The organism is Stenotrophomonas geniculata ATCC 19374 = JCM 13324 (assembly GCF_001431625.1).
In the GTDB taxonomy this organism is placed as follows: Bacteria; Pseudomonadota; Gammaproteobacteria; order Xanthomonadales; family Xanthomonadaceae; genus Stenotrophomonas; species Stenotrophomonas geniculata.
Window position 1 is genome coordinate 43322 of record NZ_LLXT01000129.1, and the last position, 18908, is coordinate 62229.

Sequence of the window (18908 nt, forward strand, 5' to 3'; positions counted from 1 at the left end):
GCGTACGTTGGGTTGCAATGCGTACGAAAAACTTGATCGATCGTCCTGTGGGCCTAGATCGTCCACTCGCGGTCGGTGGTGAACATGATCGTCAACCAGCGGTCCGGCGAAGCCTCGCCGAGCGCATCGCCGATCTCATCACGCAGCTGGTCCCATTCCACCAGCGGCCGCGGCGGGTCGTCCTCGCGCACCACGAAGAACAGCTCGATCTGCTCGCCTCGCCCCACCTGGGCCACGTAGCTGCGGTGCTCGACGAAGCCGTGCTTGGCGACGATGTCGCGCGCCACCGCATCCACGTGCGCCTGCAGCTCCGGCGGGGTGACCAGCAGGATGCCGGCCAGCGCGCGGCGCACGGTACCGAGCGGGGCGATCATCACCAGCACGCAGACGAAGGCGAGGATGGCGGGGTCGATGTATGGGCCGACCCAGGCCAGCGAGGTGCCCTGCACCAGCACACCGCCGAGGAAGGCCAGCAGATAGCAGGCCGACATGCTGGCTGCGATCACCCAGTTCTTCGCGTCCAGCGCAATGAACTCCGAGCCGATGCGGCGGTTGGCGCGCAGGATGAACCAGGCCAACGCGCCTTCGCCCACGATCGACAGCCCGGCGAAGGCAATGGCCGGGCCCAGCGCAATGTGGCGGCCCCCGGACATCAGTGCATCCACCGCATTGACCAGGGCATACAGTGCCGCACCGATCATCAGCGTGCCGCTGACCCCCAGCACGATCGGCTCCAGGTGCCAGAAGCCCATGGTGAAGCGCTGGTTGAGCCGCGATTGCAGCGCGTCGGTCTGGGTGGACAGCGCGATCAGCCGTGCCACCAGCAGCGACAGCCAGGTCATCACCACGTCGATCAGGCCGTAGATGCCGTCGAAGATGATCAATGACGAATTGGCCAGCAGGCCGAACACCACCGCCGCCGCGGCCAGCAGCAGCGAAGCGGCGATCGACAGGCGCAGCACGCCTTGTTCGGTGGCGGGGTCGAAGAACTGCGGGCGATCAGTAGCCATGCCCCGATTGTAGAGCGGCGCCATGCCCCGCGGCCTTTCGCGGCCGGTCGCGCTACCTTCGTGCGGCCGCTTCCCGTAGACTGCGCCCCTCCCACGTACCGACGCCCGCCTGCAGTGATCACGCCACCCTGACCCTTGCCGCACATCGGCAGCCGGCCCGCCCGGCTCAGGAACCCGTGTCTTTCCACTGCAGCGCCACGCGGCCACGCCCGCGTGCGCGCGGAGTTTTTCCATGCAAACGTCCTACCCCCTGCGCCAGCAATGGCTCGGCAACCTCCGTGGCGACCTGCTGTCCGGCATCGTCGTCGCCCTGGCCCTGATTCCCGAGGCCATCGCCTTCTCGCTCATCGCCGGCGTCGACCCCAAGGTCGGCCTGTATGCCGCGTTCTCGATTGCCGTCATCACCGCCATCGCGGGTGGCCGCCCCGGCATGATTTCCGCCGCTACCGGTGCAATGGCGCTGGTGATGGTCGACCTGGTCAAGGATCACGGCCTGCAGTACCTGTTCGCCGCCAGCATCCTGGCCGGCCTGCTGCAGGTGCTGGCCGGCGTGTTCAAGCTCGGCTCGCTGATGCGCTTCGTCTCGCGCTCGGTCATCACCGGCTTCGTCAACGCGCTGGCGATCCTGATCTTCCTCGCGCAGATGCCGGAACTGATTGGCCGCGGCCCTACGGTCTACGTGCTGTGCGCGGCGGCGCTGGCGATCATCTACCTGCTGCCGCGTATCACCCGCGCCGTACCCTCGCCGCTGGTCGCGATCGTGGTGCTCACCGCCGTGGTGATCGGCTTCGGCATCGACGTGCGCAGCGTCGGCGACATGGGCCAGCTGCCAGACAGCCTTCCACACTTCCTCATTCCCGATGTGCCGCTCACCTGGGAAACGCTGCGCATCCTGTTGCCGGTGTCGGCCACGCTGGCCGTGGTCGGCCTGCTCGAATCGATGATGACCCTGCAGATTGTCGAGGACATCACCGAGACGCCCAGCGAACGCAACCGCGAATGCGTCGGCCAGGGCGTGGCCAATACGGTCACCGGCTTCCTCGGCGGCATGGCTGGCTGCGCGATGATCGGCCAGTCGATCATCAACGTGACCTCCGGTGGCCGTGGCCGCCTGTCCTGCCTGGTGGCGGGCGTGCTGCTGCTGGCATTGGTGGTGTACGGCGGCGACCTGGTGGGGCAGATCCCGATGGCTGCGCTGGTGGCGGTGATGATCATGGTCAGCATCGGCACCTTCAGCTGGCGCTCGCTGCGCGACCTGCGCACGCATCCGCGCAGCTCGTCTGCGGTGATGCTGCTGACCGTGGTGGTCACCGTGGCTACCCACGATCTGGCCAAGGGCGTGCTCAGTGGCGTGCTGCTGTCGGCGCTGTTCTTTGCGCGCAAGGTGGGCCGTATGCTGGATGTGCAGCGCGACGATGCTGGTGACACACAGGTCTACCGCGTGCGTGGGCAGGTGTTCTTTGCCTCGGCGGGGCAGCTGGGTGCGGCGTTCGATTACCAGCACGTGGCGCCGAAGGTGCAGATTGACCTGCGCGATGCCCACCTGTGGGATCTGACTGCTGTGGCCGCGCTGGAGCGGGCGCAGGAAAAGCTGGCCGCGCATGGTGCGGAGGTGACGGTGGTGGGGCTCAATGCGGCCAGCCAGACGCTGATCGAGCAGGTCGGTGGCGCGCGCAGCGCGCACTGAAGTGGTAGTGCTTCAATGCCCGGGTCGGTTTTGGGGGCGGCTAAGCCTCCAGAATTTTCCTGAATCGCCTTTTCAGTGCGGTAGCGCCATTGCAGATGGAGAGTCCATATGTGGCCAGCGCCTTGGCAGACTCGGTGTCATCCTTGGCCTGCCATGAAAGGGCAGATAGCAGGGCCCTGCGGACGCGCGTGACCGAATTGAAGTGTGCCGGCGTCGAGTCGGCCTGAATGGCCGCGATCGTCAACGCTCCACAGATGGAATCGATGTCCTGGAACTGCGAAAAGAAGGGAAGGGCATTCTCCGTCAAAAGAGCATCCACCTCGGTCTTGAGCAGTTCAGCGTCCTGTTCAACGCTTATCCAATGGTCGCTTTTCCCTGGGGGAGCGGCCCTGCAGCTCACGTCGCAGTCGGTGTTGTTGAGGTTCGTGGTCTGATCCTTGCAACGCCCCGGGATGAAGCGGGCGAGCACACCGACATTGAATGCGAGTGCTTTGCCGTCGCTTCTGGTCTGCAGTGAAAGAACATCTACGAAATGCTCGCGCACTCTCATGAAGGTCGGCCCGTTGCGCACAAATCCTGCGTCCTTCATTGAGGCGAAGGCGGTGTCCAAAGCTTGCCTTTTCATTGGGCCTCACGAGGCGAACATGGGCGGGAAGATGACTGCAGGTGGGGCATGCCATAACGGGTATGCCGGTGCGCTGTACTGAAGCCTATCGGCTGAAAAGGAAGGTGCAATGGGGGCTGGCGTCAGAACATGTCGCATTTGACGATAGCTGTGTGATCGCTGTGCCCAGCTCGGTGGGCCCCGATCCTGCACGACCTGCTGCGTTGCATGGGTAGCGCCGGGCGATGCCCAGCGAGCCCGGTACGCGCCTACCTAGATGTTCTCGCGGCCAAGACCCGATTCTTCGGCATTGCTGCCTGTGCCGCGCGCTCGCACCACTGTTCCAAGCGCCTCCTGAAAATGGCTTGCATTACCAGCCGCCAAGGCGGCGCTCAGATAGATGGCGATTGCGACGTCATCATCCAGATAGCGGTCCAGGCGCTGGTCACGTTCACGGAAGTGGTGCTGCTACTGGCCGGGCGCTGCTTTGTGCTGGGAACCTGGACGGAGTCCAGCAGCCTGCTCTGGGGTTTTTTCCTCGCAGTACTGCTGGGAGCGGGACTGGCCCTCGCTGCGAACAAGGATTCCCTCCACAGGGTTCTCCGTCGTGCAGGCTTCACCACGAGGACATCCCACCCGAGCGAGTGGTACTGCGTACTGGGTACGCGTCCTGCCTTCGTGGTGCTGCAGCTGAAGGATGGCCGTCGACTGACCGGCTACCCCAAGGAGTGGCCGATCAGTCCGGCGGCAGGGCAGTTCTACATGCAGATGCCGGCCTGGATTGTGGACAGGGATCCATCAGATGCAGGCGCTGATCCGGAAGCAGGGCCTGCAATGGTCGAGCTCCCACAGCTGGATGGCATACTGATTCACGCAACCGACGTGCAATGGGTCGAGATTCTCCAGGAGACAGACAATGGCTAAGTTGAGGAAGGGTTCCAACCCACCACTGGACCAGCTGGTCGTATCCATGGAGAACGCAAACCCCAAGCTCCCCGCGGGCAGGAAGCGCCCGCCGCCGCCGCCCAGCCCGCCCCGGCCGCGGGAACCGGGCCCAACCGGCGCTCACCGCGCGGCTGACCGGGCGCATTCAGCCGGGCGGTGTAAACTATTGATCTCACTGGCAATGCCAGTCTCCACGATCAACGCCCCGATGACGTCCGCCACCGCCCGTTACGCCGATTCCCTGCGCCTGTCCGTTGCCCCGATGATGGACTGGACGGACCGCCATTGCCGCGTGTTCCATCGCGTGCTGGCGCCGGGTGCGCGCCTGTACACGGAAATGGTGCACGCCAACGCGGTCATCCACGGCGATCGCGAGCGCCTGCTCGGCTTCGATCGCAGCGAACAGCCGCTGGCGCTGCAGCTGGGTGGCAGTGACCCGGCCCTGCTGGCGCAGGCCGCACGCATCGCTGCCGAGTGGGGCTATGACGAGGTCAACCTCAACTGCGGTTGCCCGTCCGATCGCGTGCAGGCCGGGCGTTTTGGTGCCTGCCTGATGCGCGAGCCGGTGCTGGTGGCCGAGTGTGTGGCGGCCATGGTCGACGCGGTTGATATCCCGGTGACGGTGAAGTGCCGCCTGGGCGTGGATGAGGACAACGACTACGACGTGTTTGCCAGCTTCGTCGACCGCCAGGTTGCCGCCGGTGCGGCGATGGTGGTGGTGCATGCGCGCAACGCGTGGCTGAAGGGCCTGTCGCCGAAGGAGAACCGCGAGGTTCCGCCGCTGAAGTACGACTGGGCCTACCGCCTGAAGCAGGAGCGCCCGGCACTGCCGGTGGTGATCAACGGTGGCCTGGCCAGCATCGAGGCGGTACAGGCGCAGGCCGCGCACGTCGATGGCGTGATGCTGGGCCGCGCGGCCTACCACGACCCCTACCTGCTGCATCAGCTGGAGGCGCTGCACACCGGCGCCCCGCTGCAGGCCCGTGGCGAGCTGCTGCGCGCGATGCGCCCCTACGTCGAGGCGCGGCTGGGCGAAGGCCTGGCGCTGAAGCACATTACCCGCCACCTGCTCGGCCTGTTCCACGGCCAGCCCGGTGGTCGCGCATTCCGCCAGGTGCTGAGCGAGGGCGCGCACCGCCCGGGCGCCGGCTGGAGCCTGATCGAACAGGCCCTGGCGGTCACCGAACGCGAAGCTGATCGGGCTGCAGCGTGACCGCAGTCACATTCCTGACTTGACAAGGGACGTCGATTCGTCCCGAATGTTCACTTAGCTGAACAACGCGGGCGCAGGGCCGGAAAAGTTCAGACCGGATTCACCGCTGTAAACCAAGAATTTGCAAAAGATTTGTAAAACGCTGGGTTTCGAACCCGGCGCCGGATTTACGACTTTTGAACGAATCGCCGTGCTCGGCTAGGATCGCATCGATGTCTTCCGCTCCCTTCCATCGCCGCATTGCCCTGGTCACCTGCGTGGTGCTGTCGGCTGTGCCGCTGTCTTCGGCGCTGGCGCAACAGCCGCCGCGTGGCGAGCAGGCGCGGGCGGAGATGATGGAGCGGGGCGAGCGTGGCAACCGTGGCGACGAGCGGTCGCTGTCCGATGCCGTGCGCCGCGTGCAGCGCACCACCGGCGGCCACATCCTCGGCGCCGAGCGCGTGCCGTTCGATGGTCGTGATATCAACCGGGTGAAGTACATGGACGATCGGGGCCGGGTCCGCTACATGGACGACCCCGCCCCGTCGCGTTCACAGCCGCGCACGCCGCGGTCGGATATGTCATCACTACGCGGCGATAACCCCTGAACAGGGATAGTTGTCGCTATCAACCCGTACCCCACAGGCCTCCGGGCCACACCCAGGACACTAGGGAGAGTTCATGCGTATCCTTCTGGTCGAAGACGAAGCCCCGCTGCGTGAGACCCTGGCAGCCCGGCTCAAGCGCGAAGGCTTTGCCGTCGATGCTGCGCAGGACGGCGAGGAAGGCCTCTACATGGGGCGCGAAGTTCCGTTCGATGTCGGCATCATCGACCTTGGCCTGCCCAAGATGTCGGGCATGGAGCTGATCAAGGCCCTGCGTGACGAAGGCAAGAAGTTCCCGGTGCTGATCCTGACCGCGCGTTCGAGCTGGCAGGACAAGGTCGAGGGCCTGAAGCAGGGCGCCGACGACTACCTGGTCAAGCCGTTCCACGTCGAAGAGCTGCTGGCCCGCGTCAACGCGCTGCTGCGCCGCGCCGCTGGCTGGAGCAAGCCGACGCTGGAATGCGGCCCGGTTGCCCTGGACCTGGCTGCGCAGACCGTCAGCGTGGCCGGCAGCAATGTCGACCTCACCAGCTACGAGTACAAGGTGCTGGAGTACCTGATGATGCACGCCGGTGAACTGGTCTCCAAGGCCGACCTCACCGAGCACATCTACCAGCAGGACTTCGACCGCGACTCGAACGTGCTGGAGGTCTTCATCGGCCGCCTGCGCAAGAAGCTGGACCCGGATGGCGAACTGAAGCCGATCGAGACCGTGCGCGGCCGCGGCTACCGTTTCGCGATTCCGCGCAACGAGGGCTGAGCCGGCTCACCCTGGCGATAGCACGATGTCCGGCCGTCTGTGGTTCTTCCGACGCTGGCGGCCGCGCTCCCTGCAGGCGCGCCAGATGTTCGCCGCGTCCGTGGGCCTGGTCGCGTTCCTGGCGCTGGCCGGTTACGCGCTCGACGCCGCCTTCGCCGATACGGCGAAGGCGAACCTGCGTGAGCGCCTGAAGAACTACGCCACCGCCTACGCGGCCGGCATCGACTTCACCCGCGACCGCTCGCTGTACATCCGCGAGCAGCCGCCGGATTCGCGCTTCGACGTGCCGGGCAGTGGCCTGTACCTGCAGGTGGTGATGCCGCACGGCAAGGGCAATTCGATGTCCGCCGAAGGTCCGATGCTGCCCACCGCGGGCGGTGGCCTGCTGGCGCCGCGCCAGGAAGTGTTCGAAGGCCCACTGCCGATGATCCAGATCGACGGCAGCCAGGGCTCGGTGTACCGCTATGGCCTGGGTCTGGTGTGGGACGCCGACGCCGACCCTGCCACCGAGTTTCCGTACACCATCTACGTGATGGAAGACTCGCGCGCGCTGGGTGCGCAGCTGCGCGTGTTCCGCAGCCGGGTCTGGTTCTACCTGGGCGGCATCGGCCTGATCCTGCTGCTGCTGCAGACCGTCATCCTGCAGTGGAGCCTGCGCCCACTGCGCCGCGTGATCACCGAGCTGACCAAGGTGCAGCGCGGCGAGACCGAGCGCATGAGCGAGCGCCACCCGCGTGAGCTGGAACCGCTGACCGACAGCATCAACGCCTTCATTGAAAGCGAGCGCGAGAACCTGGAGCGCCAGCGCAACACCCTGGCCGACCTGGCGCACAGCCTGAAGACGCCCATCGCCGTGCTGCGCACGCAGATGGACAGCGGCGCCGGGGACGGCGCCCTGCGCGAGGAGCTGGACGTGCAGCTGCAGCGCATGAACAACCTGGTCTCGTACCAGCTGGCACGTGCTGCGTCGTCGGGCCACAAGCTGTTCTCCGCACCGCTGCCGATTGAATCCAACGCCGAGGAAATCGTGCGTGGCCTGGAGAAGGTCTACGCCTCCAAGGGTGTGCTGTGCGAATTCGACATCGACCCGGCCGCGCGCTTCCATGGCGAACCGGGCGACCTGCAGGAACTGCTCGGCAACCTGCTGGAAAACGCCTTCAAGTGGGCCAACCGCCGCGTGCTGCTGACCGCGCAGCCGCTGCCGGCACCGAACGCGCGCCGTGCCGGCCTGCTGCTGGCGGTGGACGACGATGGCCCTGGCATTGCCCCGGACGACATCGGCAAGGTGCTGCAGCGTGGCGTGCGTGGCGACGAGCGCGTGCAGGGCCACGGCATCGGCCTGTCGATCGTGCAGGACCTGATCAAGGATTACCGCGGTGAACTGGCTGTGGGCCGCTCCGAGGAACTGGGCGGCGCCCGTTTCGAAGTGCGCCTGCCGCCGGGGCCGTAGCCTTGTGGAGAGTCGAGCCATGCTCGACTGCTCCGCAAAATGCAGCCGAGCATGGCTCGGCTCTACATAAGCTGCGGTAGTGAATCAGCCGACCATCGTCGGCGGCTCGCCATAGAACCGCCGCAGCTGCGCGGCCACCTCCGGCAATGCCTGCTGCAGCAGATCCGGCGCCGAGAAGTGATACTCGCTCGCTACCGCGAAGAACTCTTCCGGCGCTTCGGCCGCGTACGGATCGATCAGCGTTTCCACGCCCGCGTCCACCTGCGCACAGAAGGCATCGTAAGCCTGCTGGAACGTAGCCGCCCACTCGCGCTGCCATTGCCGCGGCAGCGGCGGCGTGCCGTCCATCGCGCCATCCAGCGCATCCAGCTTGTGCACCATCTCGTGCACCGCCACGCAGTAGCCCTCGTGCGGCGCCGACAGGTCGGCCTGCACATCGGCCCAGGACAGGATCAACGGACCGCTGTCCCACGATTCGCCGATCAGTTCGTCATCCCACTCGTGCAGTACGCCGGCCGCATCCAGGTGGCTGCGGTGCACGCGGAACGCGTCGGGGTAGACGATCAGCTGCGACCAGCCTTCCAGTCCCACCTCGCCGAACTCCAGCAGCGGCAGGCAGCACAGCGCCGCCAGCAGCACGCCATCGCCGGCCTGCAGCTGCAGATCGCCGATCGGGGTGATGGTCTTCTCGTGCAGGAAGCGCGTGGCCAGCAGGCGCAGTCGCCCACGACGCCCGTCATCCAGGCCGTGCAGCCACGCCGCGCGTTGGCAGGCGTCTTCCCAAAGTGCATCGTCAATCGGCCGCGGTGCAGGCCGCAGCCACTGCAGCAACGACTTGATCAGCGGAACATTCCCGGCAGGTAGCTGTGCCACTTCGGCGCGCGGATGCGCGGCAGCATGTCGTCGTCGCTGCCACCGCCGCCGGTGGTGGTGCTGGCAGCCGGGCGTACCGGTGCCGCCTTGGTGCTGGCAGCCGATGCGCTGGCGGTGGGCGCGCGCTGCGAGGCGGCATCGCCATTGGAGGACACGCATGCCCCACGGCTGTCGTCCAGCGCTGCTGTCGCAGACGCCGCGAAGGGCATCGTCAGCAGGATCAGGCAATGGGCATAACGGCGCATTGACGACATCCACGTTAAGGGAAGGTGAGTTCCCGATTCTAGCCCGAACCCGGCACCCGGTTGGAAGCCCCTGCGGCCCACCGGTGGCGGGCGTCGCTGGCGGCTTTCCCGCATAATTCCTTTCTGACTTCGTGGAAGCTGCCGTGGACGATCGCCAATTGCTGGCCAAACTCGCTGCCGGTCGCCTGTCCGGCGACGCCCTGGCCCGTGAGCTGGGCCAGACCCGGGCGGCCATTTGGAAGCGTATTCAAGGACTTAGGGCCGCCGGTGTGGACATCGAGGGCCGCGCTGGCGAGGGCTATGGCCTGACCCGCCCGGTCGACCTGCTGGACCCGGCCGCGATCCGCGCCGGCCTGCCCGCCGACGTCCAGGCCCTGCTGCACGACCTGCAGGTGGCCTGGACAGTGGACTCCACCAACGCAGAATTGCTGCGTTGCAGCGCGCCCCTGCGCGGGGTGAGCGTCCTGCTGGCCGAACGCCAGACCGGCGGCCGCGGCCGTCGCGGCCGTACGTGGGCGTCGCCGCTGGCCGCGCATATCTACCTGTCGGTGCTGCGCCTGTTCTCCGGCGGCCTCGGCCGCTTGGCCGGGCTGAGCCTGGTGGCCGGCATCGCCGTGGCCGAAGCGCTGCACGACCTGGGCTACACCCAGGCGCAGCTGAAGTGGCCGAATGACCTGATCGTTGATGGCAAGCGCAAGCTGGTCGGCCTGCTCGCAGAAGGCGGTGGCGAATACGCCGGCCCGGCGCGCGCGGTGATGGGCATCGGCATCAACACGCACATGCCGCCGTCGTTCGCCGAGCAGATCACCCAGCCGTGGGTGGATCTGGACACGCTGGCTGGCAAGCCGGTGGACCGCAACGTGGTCGTTGCGGCCGTGTTGACGCGCCTGCTGCCGGCGCTGGAAGAGTTCGATCGCGAAGGTCTCGCTCCGTTCCTGCCGCGCTACGCCGCGTTCGACATGCTGGCCGGCCGCGAAGTACGGGTGGAACTGGAAGGGCAGTGGCAGCATGGCACCGCGCTCGGCCTGGCCGATGACGGCGCCTTGCGCGTGCGCATCGATGGCCGCGAGTGCCTGCTGCACGCCGGCGAAGTCAGCGTGAGGGCGGCATGAGCGATTGGTTGTTCGACCTCGGCAACTCGCGGTTCAAATTCGCGCCGTTGCAGGGTGACCGTGCCGGTGACGTGCAGGCCTGGGCGCATGGCGCCGAAGGCATGGCCGGGCAGCCGCCGCACAGTCTGCCCAGCGGCACCACCGCGTTCGTGGCCAGCGTGGCCGCACCGTCGCTGACCAGCGCCATGCTGGACCAGCTGCAGCGTCGCTTCGAGCACGTGCACGTGGTGCGCACCAGCGCCGAATGCGCCGGTGTGCGCATTGCCTATGCCAAGCCGGAGAAGTTCGGCGTCGACCGCTTCCTGGCCCTGCTGGCCGCGGCCAAGGCGCAGCGCCCGGTGCTGGTGGTCGGTGTGGGCACCGCACTGACGATTGATCTGCTCGACGCCAATGGCCAGCACCACGGTGGCCGCATTTCCGCATCGCCCACCACCATGCGCGAAGCACTGCACGCCCGTGCCGTACAGCTGCCGGCTACCGGTGGTGACTACAGCGAGTTCGCCAACGATACCGCCGATGCGCTGGCTTCCGGTTGCGATGGTGCGGCGGTGGCACTGATCGAACGCAGCGCACAGCAGGCGCAGACGCTGCTGGGTGTTGCGCCCTCGCTGCTGGTGCATGGTGGCGGCGCACCGGCGCTGATGCCATTGCTGCCCGGCGCCGATTACCACCCCTCGCTGGTGCTGGATGGCCTCGCCCGCTGGGCGGTGCACCAGCCCGCAGGCTAGTATCCGCGCATGCTGACCCGTGCCCTGATCGTCGTACTGGCCATCCTCAATCTTGGCGTCGCTTGCTGGTGGCTGCTGCGCGATGCGCCGCAACCGCCTGCGCCGCCGCCGCAACCGGCCGGCGTCGCCGAGCTGCGCTGGGTGCCCGGTGGCGTTGATGCGGCTGAGGCCGCCGATGCCACTGCTGCCGCACCTGTTGCGCCGCTGATGGATCGCGAACCGGCCGAGAAGACGGCTGTGGCTGCCACGCCGGCGCCCGCCGCCCCGGCCAGGCCGGAGATTGCCAAGCCGCAGGTGGCTGAGGCTACGCCGGTTGCTGCCGCTGCCAAGCCCGTAACACCGCCCGCACCCGTACCGGCACCGGAAAAACCCGCAACCCGGCCCGTGGCTGCCGAACCGGCGCGCTGCGTGGCGTTGGGCCCGTTCGCCGACCGCGCGGCCGCGACCAGTGCACAGGGCAAGGCCGGCAGCGTCATCAGTCAGGTACGCCTGCGCGAACAGCCCGCTGCCAGTGGCAGCGCCCGTTTCCGGGTGATGCTGCCGGCCGCCGCCAACCGCGAAGAAGCCCAGGCCACGGTGAAGCGCATCGTCGCCGCCGGCCTGAGCGACTACTACATCATCAGCCAGGGCGAGGACATCAACGCCGTGGCGCTGGGCCAGTACCGCAACCGCGAAGGCGCCGAGCGACGCATGGCCGCCGTGCAGGCCGCCGGCTTCCAGCCGCGCCTGGTGGCCAGCGGCGACGCCGGCCAATGGTGGCTGGAAGGGCAGCTGGCCGCGGGTACGCAGCCGGCCCAGGCCCAGCAGCGCAGCGGCGCGGCACAGAGCCGGTCGCTGGAATGCGCAAGGTTGCGCTAGAATCCCCGGACCGCGGCACTGCCGCGGGTGCACCACCCATGCCGCTTTAGCTCAGTTGGTAGAGCAACTGTCTTGTAAACAGTAGGTCATCCGTTCGATTCGGATAAGCGGCACCATCCCCATGAGTCAGCGCCTCATTGCGCTGCTCCAGGTACTCGCTCAGTGGTTCGAAGGGCGGCAGAGCTGTTTTCTCGACAGCCTTACCTTGAGAACGATGGCCCGTCCTGCGCATGAACCTGCTGCGCCGGCTGCTGTTCAAGATTTTCGGCCAACGCTTCAGCGCGATGCAGGGACTCTGCTTCAGGCGCGCGAAGCGCGTCCATCGTATTCATGGTTCCACGGCGTTGGGCAGGATCGTCCAGCGCTCCCTCGACGATGAATACTTTCTCGCCACGTGCAAGCGACTCTGTCGGGTTGTTCAATACAACGTGGTCAACTCTTGAAAGCCCTTGCTCCTTCGCGAGCACCAACAGACTCGCGGACATGCGCTGGCTCGACTCATCCCACTGCTTCCCGCTCTCGGCGTCCAGGCGTCCCACACCCGCTCTTATCTGCATGTAGAGAGAGCGGTCAGCGTTGCCGAGTTCAGCTACTGAGGAAGCTGTTCGCTGCACTGAGAGTGAGTCGTCGGCGACCACGGCGTCTCTTTCCGCAGCCGAAGTGCGCTCGGCGTCAAATTCTGGCTCGGGCCTACGTCGACGCTGCGTGGGTGCTATGTGCTGATCATAGTGCGCGCCATAGTAAAGCTCGTATGTCGCATGAGGACCAACAGAAGGAGCCTCCGTTTTGAACACCTCAGCGATCTGTCCAAGCGCCTGGTTTCGATTGATCCGCCCGGCCTGGAGTTCAACGGCAATGGCTCCATACTGTTGCGGTCGATTACCCGTACCCGACACGCCAATGTCCGGTCCACCGGCCGCAATGAGTTCACGCTGGACCTGGACATTACTGAGCGTCGCAGCGGCTTCTCCGCGTAGCAGGGTGTTTACATAGGATTGCTTGGACGTCGGATCGGGACGTTCGGTGAAGAGATGGTGCCCCACCTCGTGCGAAAGAGAGCGCGCGATTCTGGAGCCTTGCCCAACCGCGTTCTCGTCAATAACGATCTTCTCACCGGGAACAAGATAGGTGCCCCTGCCGGCTTGTCCCCAGACAACATCCAGATCGTCGCGCTCGGCCTGTGCGAGACCCGCCCGAAGTGTTGGGGATTTCGCTAGAAGTGGCGCCAACGAAGGGTCAACCAACGGGGACTCCGGCCGACGTACGGGTCCTGGGCGAGCCCCGCCCTGCGGCTGCGGCAGTACAGAGTCTTCAGTACGTTCCATGTTGGAGCTCCTGCCCAGGGGGTCAACGCTGGCTGATCAATACGTGGGTCAATGTCGCATTGTCAGGGGCGAGAGTGAGTACAACCTCAGCACCGTTCACTGGCGCGGTCCAGTAAGGGCGGGAGTCAGGGGCATCAGGCCGAGGTGGATACTGCGCCGTTCCCTCCCAGATGACTTCTTTGAGCGCGACGCTCGGTGGCGCGACATCAAAGGTCAGCTTCGCCTGCGCAGGATCATCGACAGCACTTCTCAGCGTGATGTTCCGAACTTCAAGGCCACCCAACATTCCACGTTCCGCGGTTCGCTCGTCTCTCGGGCCCTGCCGAGTCGGTTTTCCAAGATGCGTGTGAAGCTGTTCGTTCAATGCATCGACATCGCCAAAACGCACACTGGACAATCGCTCGATGTCGTTCTTGAATCGCTCCATACCAATTTCACTCCCTGATTCGACGGGCTGTCTTTGATTCAGATGATCTGATGGGGTCGGCGGCGCGGCACTCGAACATGCTGTCAGCACAAGCGCCGGAATAGCGATCGCGAGGCGACGACGCGCTGCGATCCAGAGGCGGCGCCGAAGTCCACCTTGCGATGAAGATGCGCATTTCTCGACCCATGCATTCATGAAAGCATCTCGCGCGCCAATGTCACACTCTTGAATCTAGCACAGCATTTTGTGAGCGCGGATCGGGTCCGCGTGAACAATGAGCTGCTGAAAGCGCACCCGATTCCACTTTCCAGTTTGAAAAGATGGGGCGCCGGCTGGGAGGGAAGGAGCGCCAGACGGAAGGCCGAGCACACCTCCATGCGCGCAATCCGATAGTTGAAAGACTGTAGCCAGTAGGCTACAGTCCTCCATGAAGATCCAGCGTACCCGTCAGTTCGCGACATGGATTGACGCTCTCAAGGACGTAACCGCACGCGCTCGCATCCTGGCCCGTATCGGTCGCCTCGCTGAAGGCCATCCGGGTGATCACCGCTATCTGGCGGATGGCGTTTCTGAATTGCGTATCGATGCAGGACCGGGTTACCGCGTTTACTACACCCAGCGCGGCAGGCAGTTGGTGATTCTCCTGGTTGGAGGCGACAAGGGTTCACAGCAGCGCGATATCGAGAAGGCCAGGGAGATTGCGCGTGCCCTGTGAGCATCGAACTGGCTGTAGGCGAAACGACTCAATACCGAAGTACCGGAGCTGTCCCATCATGGCCATCAAGAGAAAAGTCGAACTAAAATCATTTGATGTGGCCGAGCATCTTCGAACGCCGGAGGAGATGGCGGCTTATCTCGACGCCTGCATCGAAGAAAGCGACGGCGATTCTGCGTTCATCGCCAAGGCGCTCGGCGATATCGCCCGCGCCCAAGGGATGAGCAAGGTTGCACGGGCGGCGGGCCTGTCGCGCGAGAGTCTGTATCGCGCACTGTCGGGCGAGCGCAGCCCTGATTTCGCGACCATCCTCAAAGTGACGCGTGCCCTGGGTGTGCGCCTGCATGCCAGTGCCGCGTAAAGCGTCAAGGCATTGCGCTCCACCTCTTCCGCCTGTAGAACGCCGGTGCGAACAGGTTCAATCAAACCGGATGATGCGGATCAACCCTCTTTTCGACGATCCGACTCCGAAGGCGGCCAATGTGCCACAGGGGAACGCCTCCTTCGAGCCGTCATGGTTGATGAATGAGATCGTGCAGTTTGTCCGCGTGCCGGGACGGATTCGGGTGATGGCTCTGTCATTCAAGACGAAGCTATACCATGTGAGTTCAGGACTCATGGAGCGCGCCATGGGGCGTGCGGTGGACGCGATCATCCCGGCAACAGCACCGCCGCGCGAATCCACTTCGTCCAGCCGCAGCTCAACGAGTACAGGTTTCAGGTTTGGATAGGGGATGCGCATTCCGGCAGCGGGTCTGCTTGATTCGATAACTGGGGCAGTGACGTCGCTAACCTGTGCATTGGGTACCTCAATGCTCCGCATTATTGAGCCCTACCCACCTGCAACGCCACATACTCCGCCAGCCCCCGGCAGGCCAGCATCAGTCCCTCGCGCGTGCCATCGCCGATATCGTCCTTCTCTTCCCCGTCCACGCGCACGCGCTCTGCGGCGTGATACAGCTCCAGCAGCGACACCAGGCCCACTGCGGCGCGGTCCCTGCGTGCAGCAGCCACGGCGTGGCCGGGCGTGCTGGATGGCCCCTGCCACGGCTGTCCGTCGGCGGCATCTCCGGCCTGGATGCGGCGCAGGCAGACGGGCAGGTTGATGGGCGTGGGCGCATCGTTGGCGGCGGCAAAGGCGGCTTCCAGCGGCTGCGCCAGTTCGAGCGGCAGATGCAGGGCGGCGTCGCCCAACGTGGCGGTCAGATACGGGTAGAGCGTCTTGGACATGCGGGCATCCTCGTCAGGCACAGAGGCGCCGCCACGATAGGGTGGCGGGCGATGCGTGGCTTCCAAGACCGGAGATCGATGAGCCGGCGGGCACAGGGCCCCCACGCACCGCCCGCCGTCGATCGGCGAACGGATTGCCAGCCGGCGCCGCTCTTGGGAGGACGACGCCGGCTGGCAAGCGTATACAGCTTCAATCAATCGGGCTTGGAAGACCCGGCCACCTCTGCAGGTGGCGATTCATCATGCGCACGCCAAACCCCCGCCTGCCAGTCGATTGTTTCGATGGCATCGGGTGATCTGAAAGGAAAAATGAATTATCGCGATTGGCCTGTTCGCGCCGCTGTGATGCAGAAAGCGACATATCGCGCAGTGCGATCATCCGCTGGAAATCTCGGGCGTCGGCGCTGTTGCAAGGCGTGGAACCGCCTACCAAGTAAAGCTGGCTTAACAGCCCGGACAGAGCGTCACGGCCACCATAGCAAACACACCCCCCAAAACGCGCACCCGGATACTGATTCTCCTCACACACCGCTCCCGACTCCCCACCGCATACTTCGGGCACATACCATTCGGGACCTCCCCATGCGTCGCCACGCCCTGCCGCTCACCGTCGCACTGTTGTCCGCCGCGTTCGCAGCCCCGGCCATGGCCGCTGTGCCGTTCTTCAACGCCAGCTGCCCGGGCGGCATCGATGTTCACGCAGACGAGGGCGGGCCGGTCTATGTGCAGGGCCGCGAGGCCACGCTGAAACATTTCAACGACCGCTATTTCGAAGCCCGCGACGCCAACAGCGGCATCACCCTGTCGATCAGCCGCAGCGATGACGGTACGCCGCAGATCAGCTACACCGGCCGAGGCGGCACCAATGGCATCTGTCAGGTCAGTACCAGCGGCACGCCCGCGCCCGCTGCAAGCAGCGCCCGCCCTCGCGACGCTGCCGCCGGCGATGCCGCGCTGCCGCGCGAAGTCACCTGCGAGTCCACCGGCGAGCAGCAGGTGTCGTGCGATCTGAATACCCGCGGCAATGTGGAAATCGTGCGCCAGCTCAGCCGCACACGCTGCGAGGAAGGCAAGAACTGGGGCCTGTCGCGGCACTCGGTGTGGGTCAATGGCGGCTGCCGCGCGGTGTTCCGCAATGTGTCCTCGGTGACTACCCCCGCGCCGACAGGCGATACCGCGTTGGGCGCCTGCAACATGCGCAAGGGCGCGCAGGGCGCCCTGGTCACCCAGATGCCTGTGGGCAGCGATTACCAGGAACTGATCATCGATTACCCCGATGGCCGCTTCCTGTGCATGATGCGCAACAACGGCCAGGTGCAGAGCGTGACGCCGGTGCGCCGCCGCGGACGCTGAGCGCGCAGCGGGTTGGGACAGGCTTCAGCCGCAGGACCTATACAGCAACACCCACGCCAGCATCAGGGTGAACATACCAACGAAGGTCAGGCCGAACCACAGCGCGGCCACCTTCACGTTGCCGATCAACGCCGCCAGCATACGGTGCAGTTCGCTTTTCAGAATCGGGTATTCAGCGTGCGCCTTGCGCAGACGCTGCCAGCCCAACCCGAGGAATACCAGGGTCGAGAACGGCACCAGCAGCAGTGTCGCCTGCATCAGCCAGCCATTCGGCGACGCATCGATCGAGTTGCTCAAAAAAACCGCAAAAACGGCGACCGGCAGCGCCACGGTGAAAAAGCGTGGCCACGCGGTATTGATGAAGGGCGACATCGCAATCTTCCATGAAGGACGGTCGGGTCCGCGCGGCATCATGCCATGCAATGGCCCTGCTGCACCGCCGCGAGTGGTGTCACACAGCTCTGGCTAGACTGTGCTTCTTTTTCCCCCGCAGGAGGCACCCATGGCCCATCCCATCTCCGTATCCCTGATTGGCGTTCCCACCGATGTCGGTGCGGGCCATCGCGGTGCCCGGCTGGGGCCGGAGGCGCTGCGCGTGGCGGGCCTGCCGGAGGCGCTGGAAGCGCGCGGCGTGGACGTGCGCGACCTGGGCAATCTGGATGGCCCGCGCAACCCGTGGACCACGCCGGTGGAAGGCTACCGCCACCTGGACGAAGTGGTGGCATGGAACCACGCACTGATGGAAGCCAGCTACGCCGAACTGCAGGCCGGGCGCATGCCGATCATGCTTGGTGGCGACCATTGCCTGGGCATCGGTTCGATCACCGCCGTCGCGCGCTGGTGCCGCGAGCAGGGCAAGACCCTGCGCGTGCTGTGGCTGGATGCGCATTCCGATTTCAACACCAGCGATGTCACCCCGTCGGGCAACATCCACGGCATGCCGGTGGCCTGCCTGTGCGGCCTCGGCCCGAAGGCGCTGACCCACCTCGGCGGCAGCGCACCGGCGATCACCCCGTCGCAGATGCACCAGATCGGTATCCGCTCGGTGGACCCGGACGAGAAGCGCCTGATCAAGACCCACAAGGTCGATGTGTACGACATGCGCTACATCGACGAGAACGGCATGAAGCGCGCGGTGGAAGCGGCGCTGGCCGGTATCGACGAGAACACCCACCTGCATGTCAGCTTCGATGTGGACTTCCTCGACCCCAGCATCGCACCGGGCGTGGGCACCACCGTGCCGGGCGGGGTGAACTACCGTGAGGCGCAGCTGGTGATGGAAATGATCGCCGACGCCGGGCGCATGGGGTCGCTGGACATCGTTGAGCTCAACCCCTTGCTGGACAAGCAGAATGCCACCGCTGAACTGGCCGTGGACCTGGTGGAAAGCCTGTTCGGCAAGTCCACCCTGATGCGCGACTGACCGCCCCTGCTGAACGGATTGCCGAACCGTTCACGCCCGCTCCACGCCCCTGCCGCCAGATTGCACTTCACGCGGCGGCAGTGGGCATTGGTGCCCTCCCGCCGAGCGAAAGAATCCCATCCGCGAATAAAGCGGTATAGCGGCGAACCCAAGGAGAAGCCCATGAAGCGCGTAGTTGCCCTGATGCTGTTGTCGATGTTCTCGGTGGCCCTGCTGGCCGGTTGCAACACCGTGGCCGGTGCTGGCAAGGACGTGCAGAAGGCCGGTGAAAAGGTTGAGGACGCCGCCAAGGGCAAGTAAGCCCGGCGCGGAACGGAAAGAGAAAGGGCCGGGGACATCCCCGGCCTTTTTTTGTGCGTGCTTTTC

General features: G+C 65.5%; 23 protein-coding genes and 1 tRNA gene. 15 read left to right on the forward strand and 9 right to left on the reverse strand.

Annotation, left to right across the window (positions count from 1 at the left end; genetic code table 11):
- Positions 1-53: 53 nt before the first annotated feature.
- The gene (locus tag ARC63_RS16355) at positions 54-1034 is read right to left on the reverse strand and encodes a cation diffusion facilitator family transporter (protein ID WP_019337793.1); all 981 of its coding nucleotides are present in this window, start codon (positions 1032-1034) and stop codon (positions 54-56) included.
- Between the two features lie 208 nt (positions 1035-1242).
- Between ARC63_RS16355 and ARC63_RS16360 the strand changes: the two genes are divergently transcribed.
- Positions 1243-2697, forward strand: coding sequence for a SulP family inorganic anion transporter (locus ARC63_RS16360; protein WP_057503827.1), 1455 nt, complete (start codon positions 1243-1245; stop codon positions 2695-2697).
- Positions 2698-2737: 40 nt separating this feature from the next.
- Here ARC63_RS16360 and ARC63_RS16365 read toward each other — a convergent pair whose 3' ends face one another.
- Entirely contained in the window at positions 2738-3307 is a 570-nt protein-coding gene (locus tag ARC63_RS16365) for a DUF4304 domain-containing protein (protein ID WP_057503828.1), read from the reverse strand.
- Between the two features lie 222 nt (positions 3308-3529).
- Between ARC63_RS16365 and ARC63_RS23450 the strand changes: the two genes are divergently transcribed.
- From ARC63_RS23450 to ARC63_RS16390, 5 genes are all read left to right on the forward strand, one after another.
- The gene (locus tag ARC63_RS23450) at positions 3530-4225 is read left to right on the forward strand and encodes a DUF6338 family protein (RefSeq protein ID WP_158003734.1); all 696 of its coding nucleotides are present in this window, start codon (positions 3530-3532) and stop codon (positions 4223-4225) included.
- Positions 4226-4427: 202 nt separating this feature from the next.
- Complete coding sequence (gene dusA / locus ARC63_RS16375) at positions 4428-5459, forward strand: tRNA dihydrouridine(20/20a) synthase DusA (protein WP_057503830.1); 1032 nt, start codon at positions 4428-4430, stop codon at positions 5457-5459.
- A gap of 212 nt (positions 5460-5671) precedes the next feature.
- Positions 5672-6046: a hypothetical protein gene (locus ARC63_RS16380; RefSeq protein ID WP_057503831.1), complete on the forward strand. Its 375-nt coding sequence runs from the start codon at positions 5672-5674 to the stop codon at positions 6044-6046.
- A gap of 73 nt (positions 6047-6119) precedes the next feature.
- Positions 6120-6803 carry a response regulator transcription factor gene (locus ARC63_RS16385; RefSeq protein WP_004136763.1) on the forward strand — a complete coding sequence of 228 codons (684 nt, stop codon included), beginning with the start codon at positions 6120-6122 and terminating at the stop codon, positions 6801-6803.
- Positions 6804-6828: 25 nt separating this feature from the next.
- Entirely contained in the window at positions 6829-8253 is a 1425-nt protein-coding gene (locus ARC63_RS16390; RefSeq protein ID WP_019337797.1) for an ATP-binding protein, read from the forward strand.
- 84 nt (positions 8254-8337) lie between these two features.
- Here ARC63_RS16390 and ARC63_RS16395 read toward each other — a convergent pair whose 3' ends face one another.
- Together ARC63_RS16395 and ARC63_RS16400 are read right to left on the reverse strand one after the other, a co-directional pair.
- Positions 8338-9126, reverse strand: coding sequence for a M90 family metallopeptidase (locus ARC63_RS16395; protein ID WP_167345308.1), 789 nt, complete (start codon positions 9124-9126; stop codon positions 8338-8340).
- On the reverse strand, positions 9093-9371 hold the full coding sequence (locus ARC63_RS16400; RefSeq protein ID WP_010486993.1) for a hypothetical protein: 279 nt from the start codon (positions 9369-9371) through the stop codon (positions 9093-9095). The genes ARC63_RS16395 and ARC63_RS16400 overlap by 34 nt, the downstream gene beginning before the upstream one ends.
- 143 nt (positions 9372-9514) lie before the next feature.
- Between ARC63_RS16400 and birA the strand changes: the two genes are divergently transcribed.
- The 4 genes from birA (at position 9515) to ARC63_RS16420 (ending at position 12185) form a co-directional block, all read left to right on the forward strand.
- Positions 9515-10483 (forward strand): bifunctional biotin--[acetyl-CoA-carboxylase] ligase/biotin operon repressor BirA, encoded by a 969-nt coding sequence (gene birA, locus ARC63_RS16405; RefSeq protein WP_057503833.1) that lies wholly within the window; start codon positions 9515-9517, stop codon positions 10481-10483.
- Complete coding sequence (locus ARC63_RS16410; protein WP_010486989.1) at positions 10480-11211, forward strand: type III pantothenate kinase; 732 nt, start codon at positions 10480-10482, stop codon at positions 11209-11211. The genes birA and ARC63_RS16410 overlap by 4 nt, the downstream gene beginning before the upstream one ends.
- Before the next feature lie 9 nt (positions 11212-11220).
- The gene (locus tag ARC63_RS16415) at positions 11221-12069 is read left to right on the forward strand and encodes an SPOR domain-containing protein (RefSeq protein ID WP_043401838.1); all 849 of its coding nucleotides are present in this window, start codon (positions 11221-11223) and stop codon (positions 12067-12069) included.
- Positions 12070-12109: 40 nt separating this feature from the next.
- A tRNA-Thr gene (locus ARC63_RS16420) sits at positions 12110-12185 on the forward strand.
- Between the two features lie 84 nt (positions 12186-12269).
- Here the strand turns inward: ARC63_RS16420 and ARC63_RS16425 are convergent.
- Together ARC63_RS16425 and ARC63_RS23330 are read right to left on the reverse strand one after the other, a co-directional pair.
- Entirely contained in the window at positions 12270-13394 is a 1125-nt protein-coding gene (locus ARC63_RS16425) for an XVIPCD domain-containing protein (RefSeq protein ID WP_082587902.1), read from the reverse strand.
- 22 nt (positions 13395-13416) lie between these two features.
- Positions 13417-14016, reverse strand: coding sequence for a hypothetical protein (locus tag ARC63_RS23330; protein ID WP_139042439.1), 600 nt, complete (start codon positions 14014-14016; stop codon positions 13417-13419).
- Positions 14017-14248: 232 nt separating this feature from the next.
- On the opposite strand from ARC63_RS23330, the gene ARC63_RS16435 reads away from it, so the two are divergent.
- Positions 14249-14536, forward strand: a complete 288-nt coding sequence (locus ARC63_RS16435) for a type II toxin-antitoxin system RelE/ParE family toxin (RefSeq protein WP_010486984.1) — start codon at positions 14249-14251, stop codon at positions 14534-14536.
- 58 nt (positions 14537-14594) lie between these two features.
- The gene (locus ARC63_RS16440; protein ID WP_029380112.1) at positions 14595-14897 is read left to right on the forward strand and encodes an addiction module antidote protein; all 303 of its coding nucleotides are present in this window, start codon (positions 14595-14597) and stop codon (positions 14895-14897) included.
- A 57-nt stretch (positions 14898-14954) separates the two neighbouring features.
- Here ARC63_RS16440 and ARC63_RS16445 read toward each other — a convergent pair whose 3' ends face one another.
- Positions 14955-15278, reverse strand: coding sequence for a hypothetical protein (locus ARC63_RS16445; protein ID WP_010486982.1), 324 nt, complete (start codon positions 15276-15278; stop codon positions 14955-14957).
- A gap of 80 nt (positions 15279-15358) precedes the next feature.
- The gene (locus ARC63_RS16450; RefSeq protein WP_054170742.1) at positions 15359-15766 is read right to left on the reverse strand and encodes a hypothetical protein; all 408 of its coding nucleotides are present in this window, start codon (positions 15764-15766) and stop codon (positions 15359-15361) included.
- A 582-nt stretch (positions 15767-16348) separates the two neighbouring features.
- Between ARC63_RS16450 and ARC63_RS16455 the strand changes: the two genes are divergently transcribed.
- Positions 16349-17119, forward strand: coding sequence for a DUF3011 domain-containing protein (locus ARC63_RS16455; protein WP_057503834.1), 771 nt, complete (start codon positions 16349-16351; stop codon positions 17117-17119).
- Positions 17120-17143: 24 nt separating this feature from the next.
- On the opposite strand, the gene ARC63_RS16460 is transcribed toward ARC63_RS16455, so the two are convergent.
- Positions 17144-17491 (reverse strand): hypothetical protein, encoded by a 348-nt coding sequence (locus ARC63_RS16460; RefSeq protein WP_057503835.1) that lies wholly within the window; start codon positions 17489-17491, stop codon positions 17144-17146.
- A 130-nt stretch (positions 17492-17621) separates the two neighbouring features.
- Here ARC63_RS16460 and rocF point away from each other — a divergent pair, with 130 nt between their 5' ends.
- Positions 17622-18542 carry an arginase gene (gene rocF / locus ARC63_RS16465; RefSeq protein ID WP_057503836.1) on the forward strand — a complete coding sequence of 307 codons (921 nt, stop codon included), beginning with the start codon at positions 17622-17624 and terminating at the stop codon, positions 18540-18542.
- Positions 18543-18704: 162 nt separating this feature from the next.
- A complete protein-coding gene (locus ARC63_RS16470) occupies positions 18705-18842 on the forward strand; it encodes an entericidin A/B family lipoprotein (protein ID WP_014035659.1) in 138 nt (45 codons plus the stop codon).
- The last annotated feature ends 66 nt before the right edge of the window (positions 18843-18908 follow it).

Bases quoted from the DNA above. Each gene is read 5' to 3' on its own strand.
- ARC63_RS16460 (WP_057503835.1), bottom strand. From the start codon at position 17,491: ATGTCGCCCTTCATCAATACCGCGTGGCCACGCTTTTTCACCGTGGCG.
- ARC63_RS16380 (WP_057503831.1), top strand. From the start codon at position 5,672: ATGTCTTCCGCTCCCTTCCATCGCCGCATTGCCCTGGTCACCTGCGTG.
- ARC63_RS16435 (WP_010486984.1), top strand. From the start codon at position 14,249: ATGAAGATCCAGCGTACCCGTCAGTTCGCGACATGGATTGACGCTCTC.
- ARC63_RS16470 (WP_014035659.1), top strand. From the start codon at position 18,705: ATGAAGCGCGTAGTTGCCCTGATGCTGTTGTCGATGTTCTCGGTGGCC.
- ARC63_RS16450 (WP_054170742.1), bottom strand. From the start codon at position 15,766: ATGTCCAAGACGCTCTACCCGTATCTGACCGCCACGTTGGGCGACGCC.
- ARC63_RS16400 (WP_010486993.1), bottom strand. From the start codon at position 9,371: ATGCGCCGTTATGCCCATTGCCTGATCCTGCTGACGATGCCCTTCGCG.
- ARC63_RS16385 (WP_004136763.1), top strand. From the start codon at position 6,120: ATGCGTATCCTTCTGGTCGAAGACGAAGCCCCGCTGCGTGAGACCCTG.
- ARC63_RS16455 (WP_057503834.1), top strand. From the start codon at position 16,349: ATGCGTCGCCACGCCCTGCCGCTCACCGTCGCACTGTTGTCCGCCGCG.
- dusA (WP_057503830.1), top strand. From the start codon at position 4,428: ATGCCAGTCTCCACGATCAACGCCCCGATGACGTCCGCCACCGCCCGT.
- ARC63_RS23330 (WP_139042439.1), bottom strand. From the start codon at position 14,016: ATGAATGCATGGGTCGAGAAATGCGCATCTTCATCGCAAGGTGGACTT.
- ARC63_RS16410 (WP_010486989.1), top strand. From the start codon at position 10,480: ATGAGCGATTGGTTGTTCGACCTCGGCAACTCGCGGTTCAAATTCGCG.
- ARC63_RS23450 (WP_158003734.1), top strand. From the start codon at position 3,530: ATGGGTAGCGCCGGGCGATGCCCAGCGAGCCCGGTACGCGCCTACCTA.
- ARC63_RS16360 (WP_057503827.1), top strand. From the start codon at position 1,243: ATGCAAACGTCCTACCCCCTGCGCCAGCAATGGCTCGGCAACCTCCGT.
- ARC63_RS16415 (WP_043401838.1), top strand. From the start codon at position 11,221: ATGCTGACCCGTGCCCTGATCGTCGTACTGGCCATCCTCAATCTTGGC.
- ARC63_RS16445 (WP_010486982.1), bottom strand. From the start codon at position 15,278: ATGCGCATCCCCTATCCAAACCTGAAACCTGTACTCGTTGAGCTGCGG.
- ARC63_RS16440 (WP_029380112.1), top strand. From the start codon at position 14,595: ATGGCCATCAAGAGAAAAGTCGAACTAAAATCATTTGATGTGGCCGAG.
- ARC63_RS16355 (WP_019337793.1), bottom strand. From the start codon at position 1,034: ATGGCGCCGCTCTACAATCGGGGCATGGCTACTGATCGCCCGCAGTTC.
- ARC63_RS16390 (WP_019337797.1), top strand. From the start codon at position 6,829: ATGTCCGGCCGTCTGTGGTTCTTCCGACGCTGGCGGCCGCGCTCCCTG.
- rocF (WP_057503836.1), top strand. From the start codon at position 17,622: ATGGCCCATCCCATCTCCGTATCCCTGATTGGCGTTCCCACCGATGTC.
- ARC63_RS16425 (WP_082587902.1), bottom strand. From the start codon at position 13,394: ATGGAACGTACTGAAGACTCTGTACTGCCGCAGCCGCAGGGCGGGGCT.